General features: G+C 61.5%; 18 protein-coding genes. 7 read left to right on the top strand and 11 right to left on the bottom strand.

Going from position 1 to position 16160, the window contains the following annotated elements:
• Positions 1 to 119: 119 nt before the first annotated feature.
• The 5 genes from pth to L9B60_RS07115 all read left to right on the top strand — a co-directional run bounded on the left by pth (position 120) and on the right by L9B60_RS07115 (position 4302).
• The gene (pth, locus tag L9B60_RS07135; protein ID WP_249677598.1) at positions 120 to 704 is read left to right on the top strand and encodes an aminoacyl-tRNA hydrolase; all 585 of its coding nucleotides are present in this window, start codon (positions 120 to 122) and stop codon (positions 702 to 704) included.
• Positions 705 to 723: 19 nt separating this feature from the next.
• Positions 724 to 1824 carry a redox-regulated ATPase YchF gene (gene ychF, locus L9B60_RS07130; RefSeq protein ID WP_249677596.1) on the top strand — a complete coding sequence of 367 codons (1101 nt, stop codon included), beginning with the start codon at positions 724 to 726 and terminating at the stop codon, positions 1822 to 1824.
• A gap of 63 nt (positions 1825 to 1887) precedes the next feature.
• The gene (locus L9B60_RS07125; protein ID WP_249677593.1) at positions 1888 to 2235 is read left to right on the top strand and encodes a topoisomerase DNA-binding C4 zinc finger domain-containing protein; all 348 of its coding nucleotides are present in this window, start codon (positions 1888 to 1890) and stop codon (positions 2233 to 2235) included.
• 322 nt (positions 2236 to 2557) lie between these two features.
• Positions 2558 to 3064 (top strand): BRO-N domain-containing protein, encoded by a 507-nt coding sequence (locus L9B60_RS07120; RefSeq protein WP_249677591.1) that lies wholly within the window; start codon positions 2558 to 2560, stop codon positions 3062 to 3064.
• A 101-nt stretch (positions 3065 to 3165) separates the two neighbouring features.
• A complete protein-coding gene (locus L9B60_RS07115) occupies positions 3166 to 4302 on the top strand; it encodes a Fic family protein (RefSeq protein WP_249677589.1) in 1137 nt (378 codons plus the stop codon).
• A gap of 12 nt (positions 4303 to 4314) precedes the next feature.
• Here the strand turns inward: L9B60_RS07115 and L9B60_RS07110 are convergent, their stop codons facing one another.
• The 11 genes from L9B60_RS07110 to L9B60_RS07060 all read right to left on the bottom strand — a co-directional run bounded on the left by L9B60_RS07110 (position 4315) and on the right by L9B60_RS07060 (position 13958).
• Positions 4315 to 4797 carry a DUF2878 domain-containing protein gene (locus L9B60_RS07110; RefSeq protein ID WP_249677586.1) on the bottom strand — a complete coding sequence of 161 codons (483 nt, stop codon included), beginning with the start codon at positions 4795 to 4797 and terminating at the stop codon, positions 4315 to 4317.
• Entirely contained in the window at positions 4790 to 6055 is a 1266-nt protein-coding gene (locus L9B60_RS07105; protein ID WP_249677584.1) for an SAM-dependent methyltransferase, read from the bottom strand. The genes L9B60_RS07110 and L9B60_RS07105 overlap by 8 nt, the downstream gene beginning before the upstream one ends.
• Entirely contained in the window at positions 6048 to 6842 is a 795-nt protein-coding gene (locus L9B60_RS07100) for a DUF1365 domain-containing protein (protein WP_249677582.1), read from the bottom strand. Before L9B60_RS07100 ends, L9B60_RS07105 begins: the two co-directional genes overlap by 8 nt.
• Positions 6839 to 8086, bottom strand: coding sequence for an NAD(P)/FAD-dependent oxidoreductase (locus L9B60_RS07095; protein WP_249677580.1), 1248 nt, complete (start codon positions 8084 to 8086; stop codon positions 6839 to 6841). The genes L9B60_RS07100 and L9B60_RS07095 overlap by 4 nt, the downstream gene beginning before the upstream one ends.
• Complete coding sequence (locus L9B60_RS07090; RefSeq protein WP_249677578.1) at positions 8083 to 8847, bottom strand: SDR family NAD(P)-dependent oxidoreductase; 765 nt, start codon at positions 8845 to 8847, stop codon at positions 8083 to 8085. Before L9B60_RS07090 ends, L9B60_RS07095 begins: the two co-directional genes overlap by 4 nt.
• Complete coding sequence (locus L9B60_RS07085; protein WP_249677576.1) at positions 8844 to 9266, bottom strand: nuclear transport factor 2 family protein; 423 nt, start codon at positions 9264 to 9266, stop codon at positions 8844 to 8846. Before L9B60_RS07085 ends, L9B60_RS07090 begins: the two co-directional genes overlap by 4 nt.
• A complete protein-coding gene (gene phrB, locus L9B60_RS07080) occupies positions 9259 to 10701 on the bottom strand; it encodes a deoxyribodipyrimidine photo-lyase (protein ID WP_249677572.1) in 1443 nt (480 codons plus the stop codon). Before phrB ends, L9B60_RS07085 begins: the two co-directional genes overlap by 8 nt.
• 29 nt (positions 10702 to 10730) lie before the next feature.
• Positions 10731 to 11687 (bottom strand): MerR family transcriptional regulator, encoded by a 957-nt coding sequence (locus tag L9B60_RS07075; protein WP_438866074.1) that lies wholly within the window; start codon positions 11685 to 11687, stop codon positions 10731 to 10733.
• Entirely contained in the window at positions 11677 to 12642 is a 966-nt protein-coding gene (locus tag L9B60_RS07070; protein WP_249677569.1) for a YbgA family protein, read from the bottom strand. The genes L9B60_RS07075 and L9B60_RS07070 overlap by 11 nt, the downstream gene beginning before the upstream one ends.
• Positions 12643 to 12750: 108 nt before the next feature.
• Complete coding sequence (locus L9B60_RS07065) at positions 12751 to 12975, bottom strand: TIGR02450 family Trp-rich protein (protein ID WP_249677567.1); 225 nt, start codon at positions 12973 to 12975, stop codon at positions 12751 to 12753.
• On the bottom strand, positions 12972 to 13958 hold the full coding sequence (locus L9B60_RS07060; RefSeq protein WP_249677565.1) for an NAD(P)/FAD-dependent oxidoreductase: 987 nt from the start codon (positions 13956 to 13958) through the stop codon (positions 12972 to 12974). The genes L9B60_RS07065 and L9B60_RS07060 overlap by 4 nt, the downstream gene beginning before the upstream one ends.
• Positions 13959 to 14152: 194 nt before the next feature.
• Here L9B60_RS07060 and L9B60_RS07055 point away from each other — a divergent pair, with 194 nt between their 5' ends.
• Entirely contained in the window at positions 14153 to 15055 is a 903-nt protein-coding gene (locus tag L9B60_RS07055) for a TIGR01777 family oxidoreductase (RefSeq protein WP_249677563.1), read from the top strand.
• Between the two features lie 14 nt (positions 15056 to 15069).
• Entirely contained in the window at positions 15070 to 16089 is a 1020-nt protein-coding gene (gene hemH, locus L9B60_RS07050; protein ID WP_249677562.1) for a ferrochelatase, read from the top strand.
• Positions 16090 to 16160: the final 71 nt, after the last annotated feature.

Here is a 16160-nt window from a genome sequence, read left to right as displayed (position 1 = left end):
AGCGCACGAGTGGTCGAGATCGCGGAGTTTACAATGGTAAATGAGCAATACTTGGCCACCCGTGCCGCAGGTAAACCCTGCGGCGATCTTATTATCAACTCCAAGGAAGAGCCCCTGTCGTGACCGCCATACAACTGATCGTTGGCCTGGGTAACCCCGGCCAGGAATACGAACAGACCCGGCATAACGCAGGGGCTCTTTTCGTTGAGCGTATCGCAGCCAAACAAGGCGTCAGCCTGGTTGCCGATCGCAAGTATTTCGGCTTGGTGGCGCGTTTCAGCCATCAGGGCCATGATGTTCGCCTGTTGATCCCCACCACGTACATGAACCGCAGTGGCCAGGCCGTAGCAGCCTTGGCGAATTTCTACCGCATACCGGTAGAGGCGATTCTGGTGGCCCACGACGAACTCGATTTGCCACCTGGCGTTGCCAAGCTCAAATTGGGCGGCGGCCATGGCGGGCACAACGGCTTGCGCGACATTATCGCGCAGCTGGGCAACAACAACGGCTTCCACCGTCTGCGGCTTGGCATTGGCCACCCGGGTGTAGCCAGTCAGGTGTCCAACTTCGTGCTAGGCCGCGCACCGCGTGCCGAGCAGGACAAACTGGACGCCAGTATCGATTTTGCCCTCGGCGTGCTGCCGGATATCTTCGCCGGCGAGTGGAATCGCGCGATGAAAACCCTGCACAGCCAAAAGGCCTGACTCCGAAGAGGGAATCACCATGGGTTTCAATTGCGGTATCGTCGGCCTGCCCAACGTCGGCAAGTCCACCCTGTTCAACGCCTTGACCAAATCCGGTATCGCGGCAGAAAACTTCCCGTTCTGCACCATCGAGCCGAACAGCGGCATCGTGCCGATGCCCGACCCACGCTTGCAGGCGCTGGCCGATATCGTCAAGCCCAAGCGCATCCTGCCGACCACCATGGAGTTCGTCGACATCGCAGGCCTGGTGGCTGGCGCGTCGAAAGGTGAAGGCCTGGGCAACAAGTTTTTGGCCAACATCCGCGAAACCGATGCCATCGCCCACGTGGTCCGCTGCTTCGAAGACGAGAACGTGATTCACGTCTCCAACAGCGTCGACCCCAAGCGCGATATCGAGATCATCGACCTGGAACTGATCTTCGCCGACCTGGACAGCTGCGAGAAGCAACTGCAGAAAGTCGCGCGCAACGCCAAGGGCGGTGACAAGGACGCAGTCGTTCAGAAGGGCCTGTTGGAGCAATTGATTGCCCACTTCACCCTGGGCAAGCCTGCGCGCAGCCTGATGAAAAACATGGGCGAAGACGAGAAACAGGTCGTTCGTGGCTTCCACCTGCTGACCACCAAGCCTGTGATGTACATCGCCAACGTCGCCGAAGACGGTTTCGAGAACAACCCGTTGCTGGACGTGGTGCGGGCCATCGCCGAAGAAGAAGGCGCGATCGTGGTACCGGTCTGCAACAAGATCGAAGCCGAAATCGCCGAACTCGACGACGGTGAAGAGAAAGACATGTTCCTCGAAGCCCTGGGCCTCGAAGAACCAGGCCTGAACCGCGTGATCCGCGCCGGCTACGACCTGCTGCACCTGCAAACCTACTTCACCGCAGGCGTTGAAGAAGTGCGCGCCTGGACCGTGAAAGTCGGCGCCACCGCGCCACAGGCCGCTGGCGTGATCCACACCGACTTCGAAAAAGGCTTCATCCGCGCCGAAGTCATCGCCTACAACGACTTCATCCAGTACAAGGGTGAGGCGGGCACCAAGGAAGCCGGCAAATGGCGCCTTGAGGGCAAGGAATACATCGTTAAAGACGGCGATGTGATGCACTTCCGCTTTAACGTCTAACCCCGTTAGAGCTACAAGGAAGCCCCGCCAGCCGGGGCTTTTTTGTGGCAGAAGAGATCAGTAATGGCCCAGAAGACTAAGGCGTTGAAAGACTTCATTGACCGGATCGTTTCGGTCTTTCGGCGCGGTCCAAAAGTGGATCAACCCTCTGAGCCCCTCGCAGAAAAGCCGGCGAACGTGTCAGGAAAGCGCCCCACGATCGTTAAACCAGTCAAAGCGCCCCGAACGTCGATAAAAACATCCTTGCCGGTAAAGGCCAAAGTGCCTGGCTGCCCCCACTGCAAAAAGCCCATGGTGATAAAAGTCGCTCGTACGGGCAGCAATGCCGGCGGCAATTTCTGGGGCTGCACGGACTACCCCAAGTGCCGCGGCATACGCGCCATTTTCCCGGGTAAGCCCAATACGCCGTAGCCGAATGCCCTTGGTGTGTCAGACGTTTCTGATTTTCCGCCACCGGGTTGTGCGGCGCACGGCACCTCCATACCCTGTATCCCGTCGCTGCCTATTCAGCGGCCGGATTTGACGATCTGTTAATCAAAGCCCCACAGCGCTCTACCAGGCCCTGCACTCTGGCGTACCATGTCGCCCGCAGCATCCTGTTATGGCAGCTGTGCGTGGGAGGCCCTCGGGCCTGCCGGTTCTTTGATTCCCGGTTCGTCAACCCGCGCACAGCTGCCACCCCATTTGTTTGACGACAATGGATGGCAGATCACCGAATCAAGGATCTCGACCTATGCACGGACACAGCCCCGCCGACAACGAACCCCACGACTCTATCCCCTTCCTTCGCCACGGCCGGTTGCTCAAGGCATTGATGCTGGAAGACCAAGCCTGGTTTTGCCTGAAAGACATCGGCCGCCTTATGGGCACGGGGCTGGAGGAGCGCAACGCCACCAAGCTCGACGCTGATCAACGCCGCATGCTTTGGCTGCGCTACGACGGCCAGCTACGGCACACGGCCATGGTCAGTGAATCCGGGGTGCTGGCCTTGCTGGTGTATCACTACGTGCCGGAAAACCGCGCGTTGCGCCAATGGCTGACTTACGTGGTCATGCCCAGCCTGCGCACCAGGCCCGGGCAGGCACCCGTCCAGGGGCAGATGTGCTGGCGGCGTGCGTCGTTGAGCGTGTTGTATTGGCAGAGTGAGCCGTGGATTCGGTTGCGTGATATGCCGCAGGTTTTGCCGATGGCAATGCCAGAGGAGCAGGGAAGCTGGTGGCGAAAAGTGCTAGGTACCTGACGCTATCGCGCCACAGGGGAAAGTATCGCGCCATCAAAAGTGGCGCGATTCTGTGAATCGCGCCACAATCGCGCCATATTCATTCTAATCGCGCCACGGCCATGACCACAGTTACCGATTTGCTCGCCAGTATTCAAGGGTCCGACCACGGTTTGATCCTTTCGGATTGGCTGGGTGCTCATCCAGAGGTCGCTCGCCGCACTGCACAACGGTGGATCGCGCAGTTAAGCGATGGTGGGCAAATTGTCGCGGTGGGTGAGGCGCGCTCCCGGCGCTACTACGCGGCTGCTGTGCCTGCCCCTGTCGCTTCGCCGGTGGGTGGGCAGTTTCCTGCGTACATCCCGCTGTCTGCCGATAGCCGAGATATTTTGGAGTACATCGATCTGCCACTGCAAGCGCGAAAACCAGTGGGGTATCAGCATGAGTTCCTCGACGCTTATGTGCCGAACGTCACGGCTTATTTGCCCGAACCATTACGCCGGCAGCTCCACCGGATGGGGCGTACCAGTCAGGCAGTTGAACCTGCGGGTACCTACAGCCGCACAACTCTCAAGGCTCTATCTGAAAACCTGCTGCCAAACCCCGCCGATGAAGGCCGTTTACGTCAGCACGCGGTCGAGATCGGACTAAGTGTCTATCGCCCGCTGGCAGCCCCGGCGCAAATTGAAGAAGCGCTTGATCAGGTGCTTGCCAAGGCGAGCGCTATTGTCGACCCGTTCGAGCAGTCCTTTTTCGTCATGGTGCATCTGCCCTACCTGCAGCCGTTTGCCGACATCAATAAGCGCACCTCACGCTTGGCTGCCAACCTGCCATTGTTTCGCGCCAACCTATGCCCCTTAACCTTTCTGGATGTTCCTGAGCAAGCCTACAGCCGGGCGATATTGGGTGTTTATGAGCTGACGCGGGTCGAGTTATTACGCGATTTATATGTATGGGCTTATGAGCGCTCCACTCAGGAGTACTTGGCAATCAGACAGGAGCTGGCCGAACCAGACCCGATGCGTTTGGCATGGCGCAGTTTGATCAAGACCACGATTCATGATGTTGTCTGCCAGCCAGATGCGGATCCCTTGACGGTCATCGAACAGCTTGTAGAGGCCGCCGTGCCGGCTTCGGAACGAGCCAATGTGCAAGCGTTGATTGTCGAGGAGTTGCGCCGTTTGCATGAGGGCGTCCTGGCTCGTTACGGCCTGAGGCTCTCACAGTTCAATATCTGGAAGGCCGTACACTCCACATAGTTGCACATGCACTCAACCGCGAACCGAGCGCCGCGCCACCCAGTGCAACCCCGGCAAGATCATCGCCCACAACAGCCCCAACCCGAACATCGTCGGCCACAGGCCATAGGGGAATGCCACCCCAGCCCACTGGCTGCCAGCGTAATACGACAGCGGCCCGCCAACAGCGCCCAGCGCGGCGGCCAGCCAGGCCGGCTCGGCCGTCCACGCCAAACAATGGCGCAGGGTGCTGGCAAACAGCGGCCACAACAATGCCAGCCAAAGGGGGATGACCATGCCGCTGGGCCTGAAGTCGTAGACCCCGGCCCACATCAGGGCGCTGTCCAGCAGCACCCCTAGCCCAAACGCCTCGATCAACAATCGCGCCTCGCCGTGCCACGCCACGTGCAAGGCCAGCACCGCCAGGGCGAGCAGCAGCCAGGCGCTGTCGCCGCCGATGACGCAGGCAAACCAGCCGGCCTGGAACAGCAGCGCATTGGCCAGTTTTTCAGGCATCGAAGCGCCCGAGTAGCGGTTGTGGCAAGGCCGCAGGTTTGGCCAGCAGCAGTTGCGCGGTGCCGATGGTGCGTTCCAGGAAGCCACCTTCGCAGTAGCACAGGTAGAACTCCCACAGCCGCAGGAAGTAGTCGTCGTAGCCCAGTTCGCGCAGGCGGTTATGCGAGCGACGGAAGTTCTCGTGCCACAGGTGCAGGGTGCGCGCGTAGTGCAAGCCGAAATCTTCCATGTGCAGCATGTTCATGTCGGTGTCGCGGCCGACGATCTGCAGCATCTTCTGCACCGAGGGCAACGCGCCACCGGGGAAGATGTAGCGCTGGATAAAGTCGACGTTGTTCTTGGCCTGCTCGTAGCGTTGCTCGCGAATGGTGATGGCCTGCAGCAGCATCAAACCGTCGTCCTTGAGCAGCTTCGCGCATTTTTGGAAGTAGGTGGGTAAGAAGCGATGGCCGACGGCCTCGATCATTTCGATCGACACCAGTTTGTCGTATTGCCCTTCAAGGTCGCGGTAGTCCTCCAGCAACAGGGTCACCTGGCCCTGCAGGCCCAGTTCATCAATGCGCTGGCGAGTAAAGGCGAACTGTTCTTTGGACAGGGTAGTGGTGGTCACGCGGCAGCCATAATGCTGTGCGGCATACAGCGCCATGCTGCCCCAGCCGGTGCCGATTTCCAGCAGGTGGTCGCTGGGCTTGAGTGCCAGCTTCTGGCAGATGCGTTCCAGCTTGTTCAGTTGGGCCTGTTCCAGGGTGTCGTCGGGGCTGGCGAATTGCGCCGCCGAATACATCATGGTGGGGTCCAGAAACTGCTCGAACAGGTCGTTGCCCAGGTCGTAGTGGGCCGCGATGTTTTTCTGCGAGCCCTTGCGCGTGTTGCGGTTCAGCCAGTGCAGGCCTTGTACCAGCGGCCGGCTCAGGCGGGCGAGGCCGCCTTCCATGGCGTCCAGCACATCAAGGTTGCTGACGAACACGCGCACCACCGAGGTCAGGTCTGGCGAGCTCCAGTAACCGTGGATAAACGCCTCGCCGGCGCCGATTGAGCCATTGCTAGCCACCAGGCCCCAGGCCGCTGCGTCATGGATATGGATTTCACCGAGCAGGGGCGAGCCGCTGCTGCCGAAGACTTGGCGGTCTTCGCCCTCAATCACCACCAGTTGCCCGTGACGCAGGTGCTGTAACTGGCGCAGTACCCCACGGCGCAGCAGGGAACTGGTAAGTCCGTAGGTGCTGAACGGGCTGGCCTTGGCCGAAAAACTATTCATGGCGTCGTTCCTTTGGTTGCGCAGTAGCGGTGCGGTAACGGCCTTCGGCGGCCAGATGATTGAAAATCGGCATGCCCTTCACGGCCAGGCGCACGGCCTGCCAGTAGATGGCCAGGCAGGTTTTGGCGGTCATCCACGGGAAGGTCAGCAGGTGGCGGTGCAGGCTGGCCCGGCTGAGTGCCTGGCGATGCAGGCTGAGGGTGGCGTCGAAGACCTTTTCCGGGCCCTGCCAGTCGCTCATGTGTACGCCCAGGCGCTCGCCCGGCGGGCTGAAGCTCATGTGGTATTCCAGGTCGCGCGGTAAAAACGGCGACACGTGGAACGCCTTGCTGACGGCCACGTGCTCGTGGCCATTGCCCTCGGCGGGCAGCACATAGTGGTAACGCTCGCGCCAAGGGGTGTTGGTCACTTCACACAAAATGGCCATCAGCTTTTCGTGCTCGTCAAAGCAGTAGAAAAAACTGACCGGGTTGAAGGCCAGGCCCCAGCTGCGTGCTTGGGTCAGTAACCGAATCGAGCCCTGTGGCACGGTACCTAATGCTTCGCCGACCAGTTGCCGTACGGCCTCGATCAACGGCTGGCCGGTGCCGGTGTAGGCATGCAGGTAGTCGGTTTCGCGAAAGGCAAATGGCGCCCAGCGGCTGGTGCCGGCCAGGGGCGACAAGCCGAGCACGCTGGCCTGCTCGGCCAGGTCCAGGTACAGCAAGCCGATCCGGTAGCGGAATTCATGCCCCTTGGGCACGAAGCGCCGGTGGCTGATCCAGCCGCTGTACAAGGCGCTGTTCACAGGCTTTCGCCAAAGGCGTGGGCCACGCGCAATGCGCTGGTGACGCCGTCTTCATGGAAACCGTTGGCCCAGTAGGCGCCGCAGTAATAACTGTGGTGCACGCCGTGCAGTTCTTCCCAGCGTGCCTGGGCCTGGGTGCCGGCCAGGCTGTATTGCGGGTGGGCGTAGGTGTATTTGGCCAGGATGCTGCCGGGGGCGATGCGATCGGTCTGGTTGAGGCTGACGCAGAATGTGGTGTCGCTCTGCAGGCCCTGCAGGATGTTCATGTCATAGGTCACGGCCGCGAGGCGCTGGCCGGGTTCACCCAGCCGGTAGTTCCAACTGGCCCAGGCCAGGCGGCGTTGTGGTAGGCGCGAGATGTCGGTGTGCAACACCACTTCGTTGTCGGCATAGGGCAGGGCGCCCAGGATCTGCTGCTCGGCATCGGAGGGTGCCGCCAGCAATTTCAAGGCCTGGTCGCTGTGGCAAGCGAACACCACCTTGTCGAAATGCTCGCTGCCGCGGGGGCTGTGCACGGTCACGCCGTCCAGGTCGCGCTCAACCAAAGACACTGGGCACTGGGTGCGAATGCGCTCGCGAAAGCCTGAGGTCAAAGGCTCGATGTAACGGCTGGAGCCGCCCTCTACCACGTACCATTGCGGCCGGTTGGTGACAGACAACAAGCCATGGTTTTTGAAAAACCGTACGAAAAACTGCAACGGGAAACCCAGCATGTCTGCCAGCGACATCGACCAGATGGCTGCGCCCATGGGCACGATGTAGTGGTCGACAAAGCGTTTGCCGTAGCCATTGGCTTTCAGGTAATCGCCCAGGGTGGTGTCGGCGGCGATGCGCTCGGCTTGCAGGTCGATCACCGCTTGGCGGTTGAAGCGCAGGATATCGCGCAGCATGCCCCAGAAGCCCGGCGACCAGAGGTTGCTGCGCTGGGCGAACAGGCTGCTCAAGTTATTGCCGTTGTATTCCAGGTTGGCGGCCGGGTCGCTGACCGAAAAACTCATCTCGGTGGGCTTGAACGGCACGCCGAGTTGGCCCAGCAAGTTGATGAAGTTGGGGTAGGTCCAGTCGTTGAATACGATAAAGCCGGTGTCGATGGCGTGGCGTTCGCCCTGGTGCTCGATGTCCAGGGTGTGGGTATGCCCGCCCACCCATTCGCCGGCTTCGAACACGGTGATGTCGTGCGTGCGGTTCAGCAGCCAAGCGCAGGTCAGCCCTGCGATGCCGCTGCCGATGATGGCCACCTTCATCCTTGTTCTCCTTGGCGCACCATGCGTTTGGCAATGCCCAGTTGCAGCCGCATGGGCAGCCACGCCAGCACGCGCAGGATGCTGATAAACAGCGTCGGGAAGGCGATCTCCAAGGGGCGCTTGTGCAGGCGCTCGGCGATGTAGCGGGCACCGGTATCGGCGCTGACTTTCATGGGCATGGGGAAGTCATTCTTGGCCGTCAGCGGCGTGTCGACGAAGCCTGGGCTGACCACCGTGACATCGATCCCTTCATGGGCAAGGTCCACGCGCAGGGATTCGTACAGGTAACGCAGCGCCGCCTTGGAGGCACCGTAGGCTTGCGAGCGTGTCAGCGGCAGGTAGGTGACCGAGCTGCTGACGCCGACCAAATGCGGCAGGCTGCCCTTGCGCAGCAATGGCAGCGACACTTCGATGCAATAGGCACTGGCCATAAGGTTGGTTTTGATCACCCGTTCGATGATGCCGGCATCGAACTGGCGGGTGTCCATGTATTCGCAGGTACCGGCGTTGAGGATGACGCTGTCCAGCGCGCCCCAATGCTCCTCGATGCGTTGGCCGATGGCCCCGACCTGGTCGCGGTCGGTCAGGTCCCCGGCGACCACCAGGACTTGGCCTGGGAATTGGCGTTCCAACAACTTGAGTGGCGCCAGGGAGCGCGCGCTGATCGCCACTTGGTGACCCTGGGCCAACAGGGCCTGGGCCAATGCGCCGCCCAGGCCACTGCTGGCTCCGGTGAGCCAGATACGCCGCGCCGTGCTCATGCCATTCTCCTTTTCAACCAACTGACGGCAGAGCCCAACACGGGTACATGTTCGTAAAGCAGGGCGCCAGCATCGAAATAATCACGGTGCTGGTACACCTTGTCGTGCCAGCGCACGTGGGAGCAGCCTGGCACCTGAATGCGCTGGCCCTTGTTCAGGCGTGGGTGGGCGAAGGTCATGCACCAGCGCAGGTAGCCTTCGCCTTCACGCACCTGGTCGATGTGCTCGAAGTCGAAATGCAGCTGTTCGACATTGGCGTACAGCTCGCCGAAGTAACGGCGCAGCTCGGCCATGCCGCGCACCTCGTGCAGCGGGTCGCGAAAATGGATGTCGTCGCTGTAGATCAGCGACAACTGGTCGAGGTTGTCCTTGTCCAGTTCGCTGAACGTGTCGGCGAAGCGGTACAGGAATTCAGCCACGCTGACCCCCGACTTGCTTGAGTGTGGGCAAGTTCTTGAACGCGGCCAGGGCGCGGTCGCGGCTTTTGCCCAAGTCGACGATAGGGGCCGGATAGTTGGCGCTGCCAAACAGGCCACCGGTGGCTGGCGCATGGACTTCTTTTTTGCCCAGTTTGGCCAGCTCCGGCAGCCACTGCTTGAGGAACACGCCTTGTTCATCGAACCGGCTGGACTGGCTGACCGGGTTGAAGATGCGGAAGTACGGCGCGGCGTCGGTGCCGGTCGAGGCACTCCATTGCCAACCACCGTTGTTGGCCGCCAGGTCGCCGTCGATCAAGTGGCGCATGAAAAACCGCTCGCCTTCACGCCAGTTGATCAGCAAGTTTTTAGTCAGGAACATCGCCACCACCATGCGCAGGCGGTTGTGCATCCAGCCGGTCTCCAGCAGTTGGCGCATGGCCGCGTCGACGATCGGGATACCGGTGCGGCCTTCTTGCCAGGCCTTGAGGTCTTCAGGGGCGTCACGCCAGGCCAGGGCCTCGGTTTCCTGGCGGAAAGCCTTGTGCCGCGATACGCGCGGGTAGCCGACCAGGATGTGTTTGTAGAAATCCCGCCAGCACAGCTCGTTGACCCAGGTGGCGACGCCGACGTTACCGCTTTCGAACTCGCCGTGGTTGCGGGCGATTGCGGCATGCAGGCATTGGCGCGGGGAGATCACGCCCGCCGCCAGGTACGCCGACAGTTGGCTGGTGCCCGGGCGCGAGGGGATGTCGCGTTCGTTTTGGTAATACTCGATGGGCTCGTCGACAAAGGTGTCCAGGCGACGTTGCGCCTCGTCTTCACCGGCAGGCCAGAGTGTTTGCAGGGCCTGGGTGGGGGTGGCAAAGCCCTCGACCAGTTGGGGCACGGTGTCGGCCTTGATCGGCAACGGGGCCTGCGCTTTTGGCCGTGCGACGATGGCCGGCAGGGCGCGATGCAGGTGCTCGTAGCACACTTTGCGGAACTGGCTGAACACTTGGAACACGCTACCGCTTTTGGTCAGGATGCTGCCGGGCTTGAACAGCAGTTGGTCGGTGTAGTGGTTAAAACCGATGTCGGCACCTGCCAGCGCCTCGGCGACCGCTGCGTCGCGACGGGTCTCGTTGATGCCGTACTCGTCATTGCAGTGCAGCGCTTGAATGCCGTGCTGCTGGCACAGCTCAAGCAGCACCCTCGGCGCCTGGTCCCAGGTCTGGGCCACGCGGATCAGCAGGGGAATGTGCAACTCACCGAGGGTTTTGCTCAGGATGTGCAGGTTGCGCAGCCAGAAATCGACTTTGCAGGCGGCATCGTCATGCCGTTGCCATTGCTGCGGGCTGATCAGGTACACCGCGACCGTCGGGCCCTGCTCGCAGGCTGCGGCCAGGGCGGTGTTGTCATGTAGGCGCAAATCGCTGCGCAGCCAGATCAATTGCATGGGATGTCCTGTTTCAGAGTCGTGTCGTTTCATGAAGGTCTGCCTTGAAGAAGTCCCAACTGCAGAAGGCGCTGCTGGGCAGACAACGGGTCGTCGACCAGACTCAGTTCGTCGATTTCTGAGCTATGTACGAGCAACTCCGCTTTGTGGATGCATACCGCTGGTCCGGCGATCACCACCGGCGTGTGACAGCCGGCCAGTAGCCGGGGGAGGTGTTGAACGTTGAAGCTTCTGCTGGCGTACAGCACCACTGCACGGGCTTGGAGGCGGTCACAGGCCATGGCCAGCTCGCCCACCGGCAAAGGCCAGTCGAACACTTCGACCGGGCAGTCGGCGCTGCTGGCCAGCCATGCGGTCAACCACAACGAAGGCTCCAGTGGCAGGTCGCTATGGTTGATCAGCAATAGCGGTGGGCCGCTGAGCTGGCGGTTGTTGTGGTAGATGCGCGCGCCCAATTTGCTGCGCAGCCAGGAGTAAAAGAACACCCGTTCCATCTGCGCGCCAAACTGGCCCTGCCAGCGTTGCTCCAGGTCGGCCAGCAGTGGCATCAGCAACTGCTCGCACAAGGTCACTGGCGGGTACAGGGCCATGGCCTGGTTGAACGTGTCGTCAACCCGCCGCTCGGCCAGTTCGCTGATCGCTTGCAGCAAGGTGTGGCGCAGCGGCAACCAATCGTTGGCACCACGCTCGGCGATGGCTTGCTGCGGTGCATCCAGCAGGTCGCGCACCTGGCTCACTGACACGCCGCGGTTCAGCCAGATCAAAATAGTGTGGATGCGTTGCACGTGTTCCAGGGTGTAGAGCCGGTGGCCCTTGGCCGTGCGATGCGGCACGATCAACCCGTAGCGGCGCTCCCAGGCGCGTAAGGTCACGGCATTCACGCCGGTTTGCCTGGCGACCTCACGGATGGGTAGCCAGCCTTCGGCCAGTGGCCCCGCGCGGTCGTCGAGGTGTTCGGGGGAAGCATCCATGAGGTCAGATCGCATTGCGCAGGCTTAGGTTTTCCGGGTGCGGCTGCAGGTACACCTGCTGGCTGACATACGGGTCGGGGTGCAGGCGGAACAGGTGCTTGAGCAGGGTCAGCGGCACCACCAGCGGCACGATGCCCTCGCGGTACTGAGTGATCAGCTGCTGTACTTCCTGCTTGTCATCGGTACTGATGGCTTGCTTGAGGTAGCCACTCAGGTGCAGCAGCACATTGGTGTGGGTGCCGCGGGTAGCGCAGCGCTTGAGGGCCGCCATCAACTGGCTGAAATAGGCCGGCCCCACGTCGTTGGCATCGCTGCGGCCCATGCTGCCCAGCAGTTTGCCGAGCACTTTGTATTGCAGTGGGTTATTGGCCATCAGTTGGTATTTGTAGCGCGAGTGAAATTCCATCAGGCCGCGACGGGTCAGCCCCTGAGCGCACAGTGCCTGGTAGTCGGAATAGGCGTACACCCGCACCAGAAAATTTTCGCGCAGCACGGCGTCACACAGACGGCCGTCTTCTTCCACCGGCAAATCCGGGTACTGCGCGCAGAAGGCCTGGGCATAAATGCCGCGGCCACCGTCTTTTTGCGGGGCACCGTTGTCGCGGTACACCTTCACTCGCTCAAGGCCGCAGGACGGCGATTTGTGCATGAAGATGTAGCCGCTGATGTCGTCGAGTTGGGTGGCCATGCTGCGGCCGTAGTCAGCCAGCAATTGGGTGACGTTCAGGTCGGGGTTCACGCTGCCGACTGCTTGGGGGCGTGCGGGGTCGCCCACCAGGCGAATGGGCTCGCGGGGGATACCCATGCCGATGGCCACTTCCGGGCACACCGGTATGAAATCGAAGTGCTCGGCCAAGGCATGGCTGCACAGCCGCGACTCTTTGTGCCCGCCGTTGAAGCGCACTTCGACACCCATCAGGCAGGCGCTGATGGCGATTTTCGGTTTGTGGCCAGCGGGCGGATCGAACATGTAGCACCTCGTGCAATCTTGTACATGCAATGATTTGTGTACAACTCTACTCATCATAGGAGCGTAGCTGTACAAGTCAAATTATTTGTACAAGATTTGCAGAGGGTTCTACTTCCAGCCCATCAGCCACTGCTCGGCGTTGGCCAGCTCCTGCCAAGGCAGGCGACGGGTGCCGTGGGTGAGCACCGCTTGCAATTCGATGTCGATGACGGTGCCGTCCTCATCGCTGAACAGTTCGGTGACCAGGAAATGTTTTTCGCGTTTAACAGGATGGGCTGCTGTCCACTTGGACAGCAGCAACTTGCGCGGGTTGAGACGATGGCCGGCCTTCACTCCAGGTGTTCGATCAAGCGGCGGGCAGCATCCTGGCCACTGAGCCAGGCACCTTCGACACGGCCCGACAAGCACCAGTCGCCACATACGTACAGGCCCAGATCGGCGTCGGCCAGCGCGCCCCATTCATGGTTGCCGGCAGGGCGGGCATACAGCCAGCGGTGGGCAATACTGAAGGCCGGTGCCGGCATGGCGCAGTTGACAAGCTCGGCAAAAGCGCCGTGCAAGTGCTCGATGACCGCTTCCTTGGGCAGGTCGATATGCTGCTTGCTCCATTGACTGGTGGCATGCAGCACCCACGTATCGGGGCTATCGTTGCGGCCCGGTTTGCTGCGGTTTCGCGCCACCCAGTCGAGCGGGCTGCCTTGTACGAAACAGCCCTGCATCGGGGTTTCCAGCGGCGTGTCGAAGGCCAGCGCGATGGCCCAGGTCGGTTCCATCTGCACGCCCGCGACTACGCCGGCAAGCTTCGGCGCGGCCGCCAGCAAAGCGGTCGCCTGAGGCGCTGGCACGGCAACGATCACGTGGCTGAAGGGGCCGTGGCTGCACCCCTCGGCATCCAGCAGGTGCCAGTGATGGGCGCCGCGAAAGACTTCGGTAATGCGGCAGTTGAAGGTGGTGAACTCTTCGACGGCCATGGCCTTGGCGATCGCGCCCATGCGCGGGGTGCCGACATAGCGCACCTGCTCGTCGGGCGATGGGCTCAGTTGGCCTTCTTTGGCGTTGTAGAGCAGGGGGGTCCATTCGGCGACCAGGCCCTGGGCCTTCCACTGATTGACCTGGTCGACGAAGCGCCGATCACGCGCGGTGAAATACTGCGCGCCCAGGTCCAGCGAACCGGCTTCGCTGCGCTTGCTGGACATGCGTCCGCCGGCGCCGCGGCTCTTGTCGAACAAGCGGTAGGCATGGCCGGCCTTGTGCAGCGCCTGGGCAGCTGCGAGCCCGGCGATGCCGGTACCGATGATGGCAATAGGTACAGTCATAGTGGCCTCGTTACTTCTATGCACAGACTACGCCGATGGACAAACCTGTACAATAATCATTTTTGGTATAAGTTATCGTTATCCTTCAACGGTCGTTGTCCTATGATTTATCTGAGAGCAGTCCATCGGCAAAAGTGCCTCTCTCTTAAAAATAGACTAGCGATGGCCAATTAACGCCACAAGAGGAAGCCGTCATGCGCATATTGCTGACCGGCGGTACAGGTCTGATAGGTCGCAAGCTCTGCCAATACTGGCTCAAGCAGGGTTTTCAGCTGACGGTGTGGAGCCGACGGCCGGACAGGGTCGCGGCCCTTTGTGGTACTTCGGTGCGCGGTATTGCCCGGCTTGAAGAGCTGGGCCAAGAGCCGCTCGATGCGATCGTCAACCTGGCCGGCGAACCCATCGCTGACCGGCCCTGGACTGGCAAGCGCCGGGCTTTGCTGTGGGCCAGCCGCATCACCCTCACCGAACAATTATTGGCGTGGCTTGAGACGCGCCAGCAACGCCCCTCTGTGCTGATCTCGGGTTCGGCCGTGGGCTGGTATGGCGACAGCGGCGAGCGGGAAATCACCGAGCAATCGCAACCGGTGACCCAGGATTTTGCCAGCCAACTCTGCCAGGCCTGGGAAGAAACCGCGCAACGCGCACAGGCATTCGGCCTGCGCGTGGTGTGCGTGCGAACCGGCCTGGTGCTGGCCAGCGAAGGCGGATTTTTGACCAAGCTGCGCCTGCCTTTCAAGCTGGGCGTGGGCGGGCCGATTGGCAACGGTCGGCAGTGGATGCCGTGGGTCCACATTGACGATCAAATCGCCCTGATAGATTTTCTGCTCAAGCACGATGATGCCAGCGGTCCTTATAATGCCTGCGCGCCCACGCCGGTACGCAACCGTGAGTTCGCCCGGTTGCTGGGCAAGGCGCTGCATCGGCCAGCCTTCATGCCCTTGCCGGCGTTGCTGCTTAAAGCCGGGCTGGGCGAGCTGTCTGGTCTGCTGCTGGGTGGCCAGCGTGCGCTCCCACAACGTTTACTGGCGCAAGGTTTTACCTTTCGTTTTACCGATTTGCCAACGGCGCTGGACGACCTGTCCAGGCGCCTCTGAAATTAGGACGCTGCATGACCGATCATGCCTTGCTGATGGTTAACCTGGGCTCGCCCGCCTCGACGTCTGTCGCTGATGTGCGTAGCTACCTCAATCAGTTCCTCATGGACCCGTACGTCATCGACTTGCCCTGGCCGGTGCGGCGCTTGCTGGTGTCGCTGATCTTGATCAAGCGCCCCGAGCAGTCGGCGCATGCCTACGCATCGATCTGGTGGGAGGAGGGCTCGCCGCTGGTGGAGCTGACCCGCCGCTTGCAAACCGCCATGCACCGCCAGTGGACCCACGGCCCGGTGGAAATCGCCATGCGTTACGGCGAGCCTTCCCTCGATACCGTGCTCACCCGCCTGGCCGGGCAGGGCATCAAGAACATCACCCTGGCGCCACTGTACCCACAGTTTGCCGACAGCACCGTGACCACGGTGATCGAGGAAGCGAGGAAGGTGGTGCGGCAGAAAAAACTGCCCGTGCAGTTCTCTGTGCTACAGCCGTTCTACGACCAGCCCGAATACATCCAGGCGCTGGCCGACAGCGCCCGCGCGCACGTGGAACAAGACTTCGACCACCTGCTGATGAGCTTTCACGGCCTGCCCGAACGGCACCTCACCAAGCTCAACCCCGGCCATTGCCTGAAAGACGCCGACTGCTGCCGCACCGCCTCCCCCGAGGTGCTCGCCACCTGCTATCGCGCGCAGTGCTTGCGTGCGGCACAAGCCTGCGCAGAGCGCCTCGGCTTGCCTGATGGCAAGTGGTCGGTGGCCTTCCAGTCGCGCCTGGGCCGTGCGAAATGGATCGAGCCCTACACCGAGGCACGCCTGGACGAGTTGGCCAAGCAGGGGGTTAAAAAGCTGCTGGTGATGTGCCCGGCGTTCGTGGCCGACTGCATCGAGACGTTGGAAGAGATCGGCGACCGCGGCCGCGAGCAGTTTATCGCGGCGGGGGGGCAGGAATTGGTGCTGGTGCCTTGCCTGAATGATCGGGCAGATTGGGCGCAGGCGTTGAAGGTGTTGTGTGAGCGGGCGCCGGTGATGCTCTAGGGCAGCGCGGCGCGTTCTTCGCGGATAAATCCGCTCCTACAAGAGCTGGGTCTGTAGGAGCGGATTTATCC

Source organism: Pseudomonas abieticivorans (assembly GCF_023509015.1).
GTDB classification, from domain to species: domain Bacteria; phylum Pseudomonadota; class Gammaproteobacteria; order Pseudomonadales; family Pseudomonadaceae; genus Aquipseudomonas; species Aquipseudomonas abieticivorans.
The sequence above is the reverse complement of the archived record's forward strand: the minus strand, read 5'-3'. Positions and strand labels throughout refer to the sequence as shown.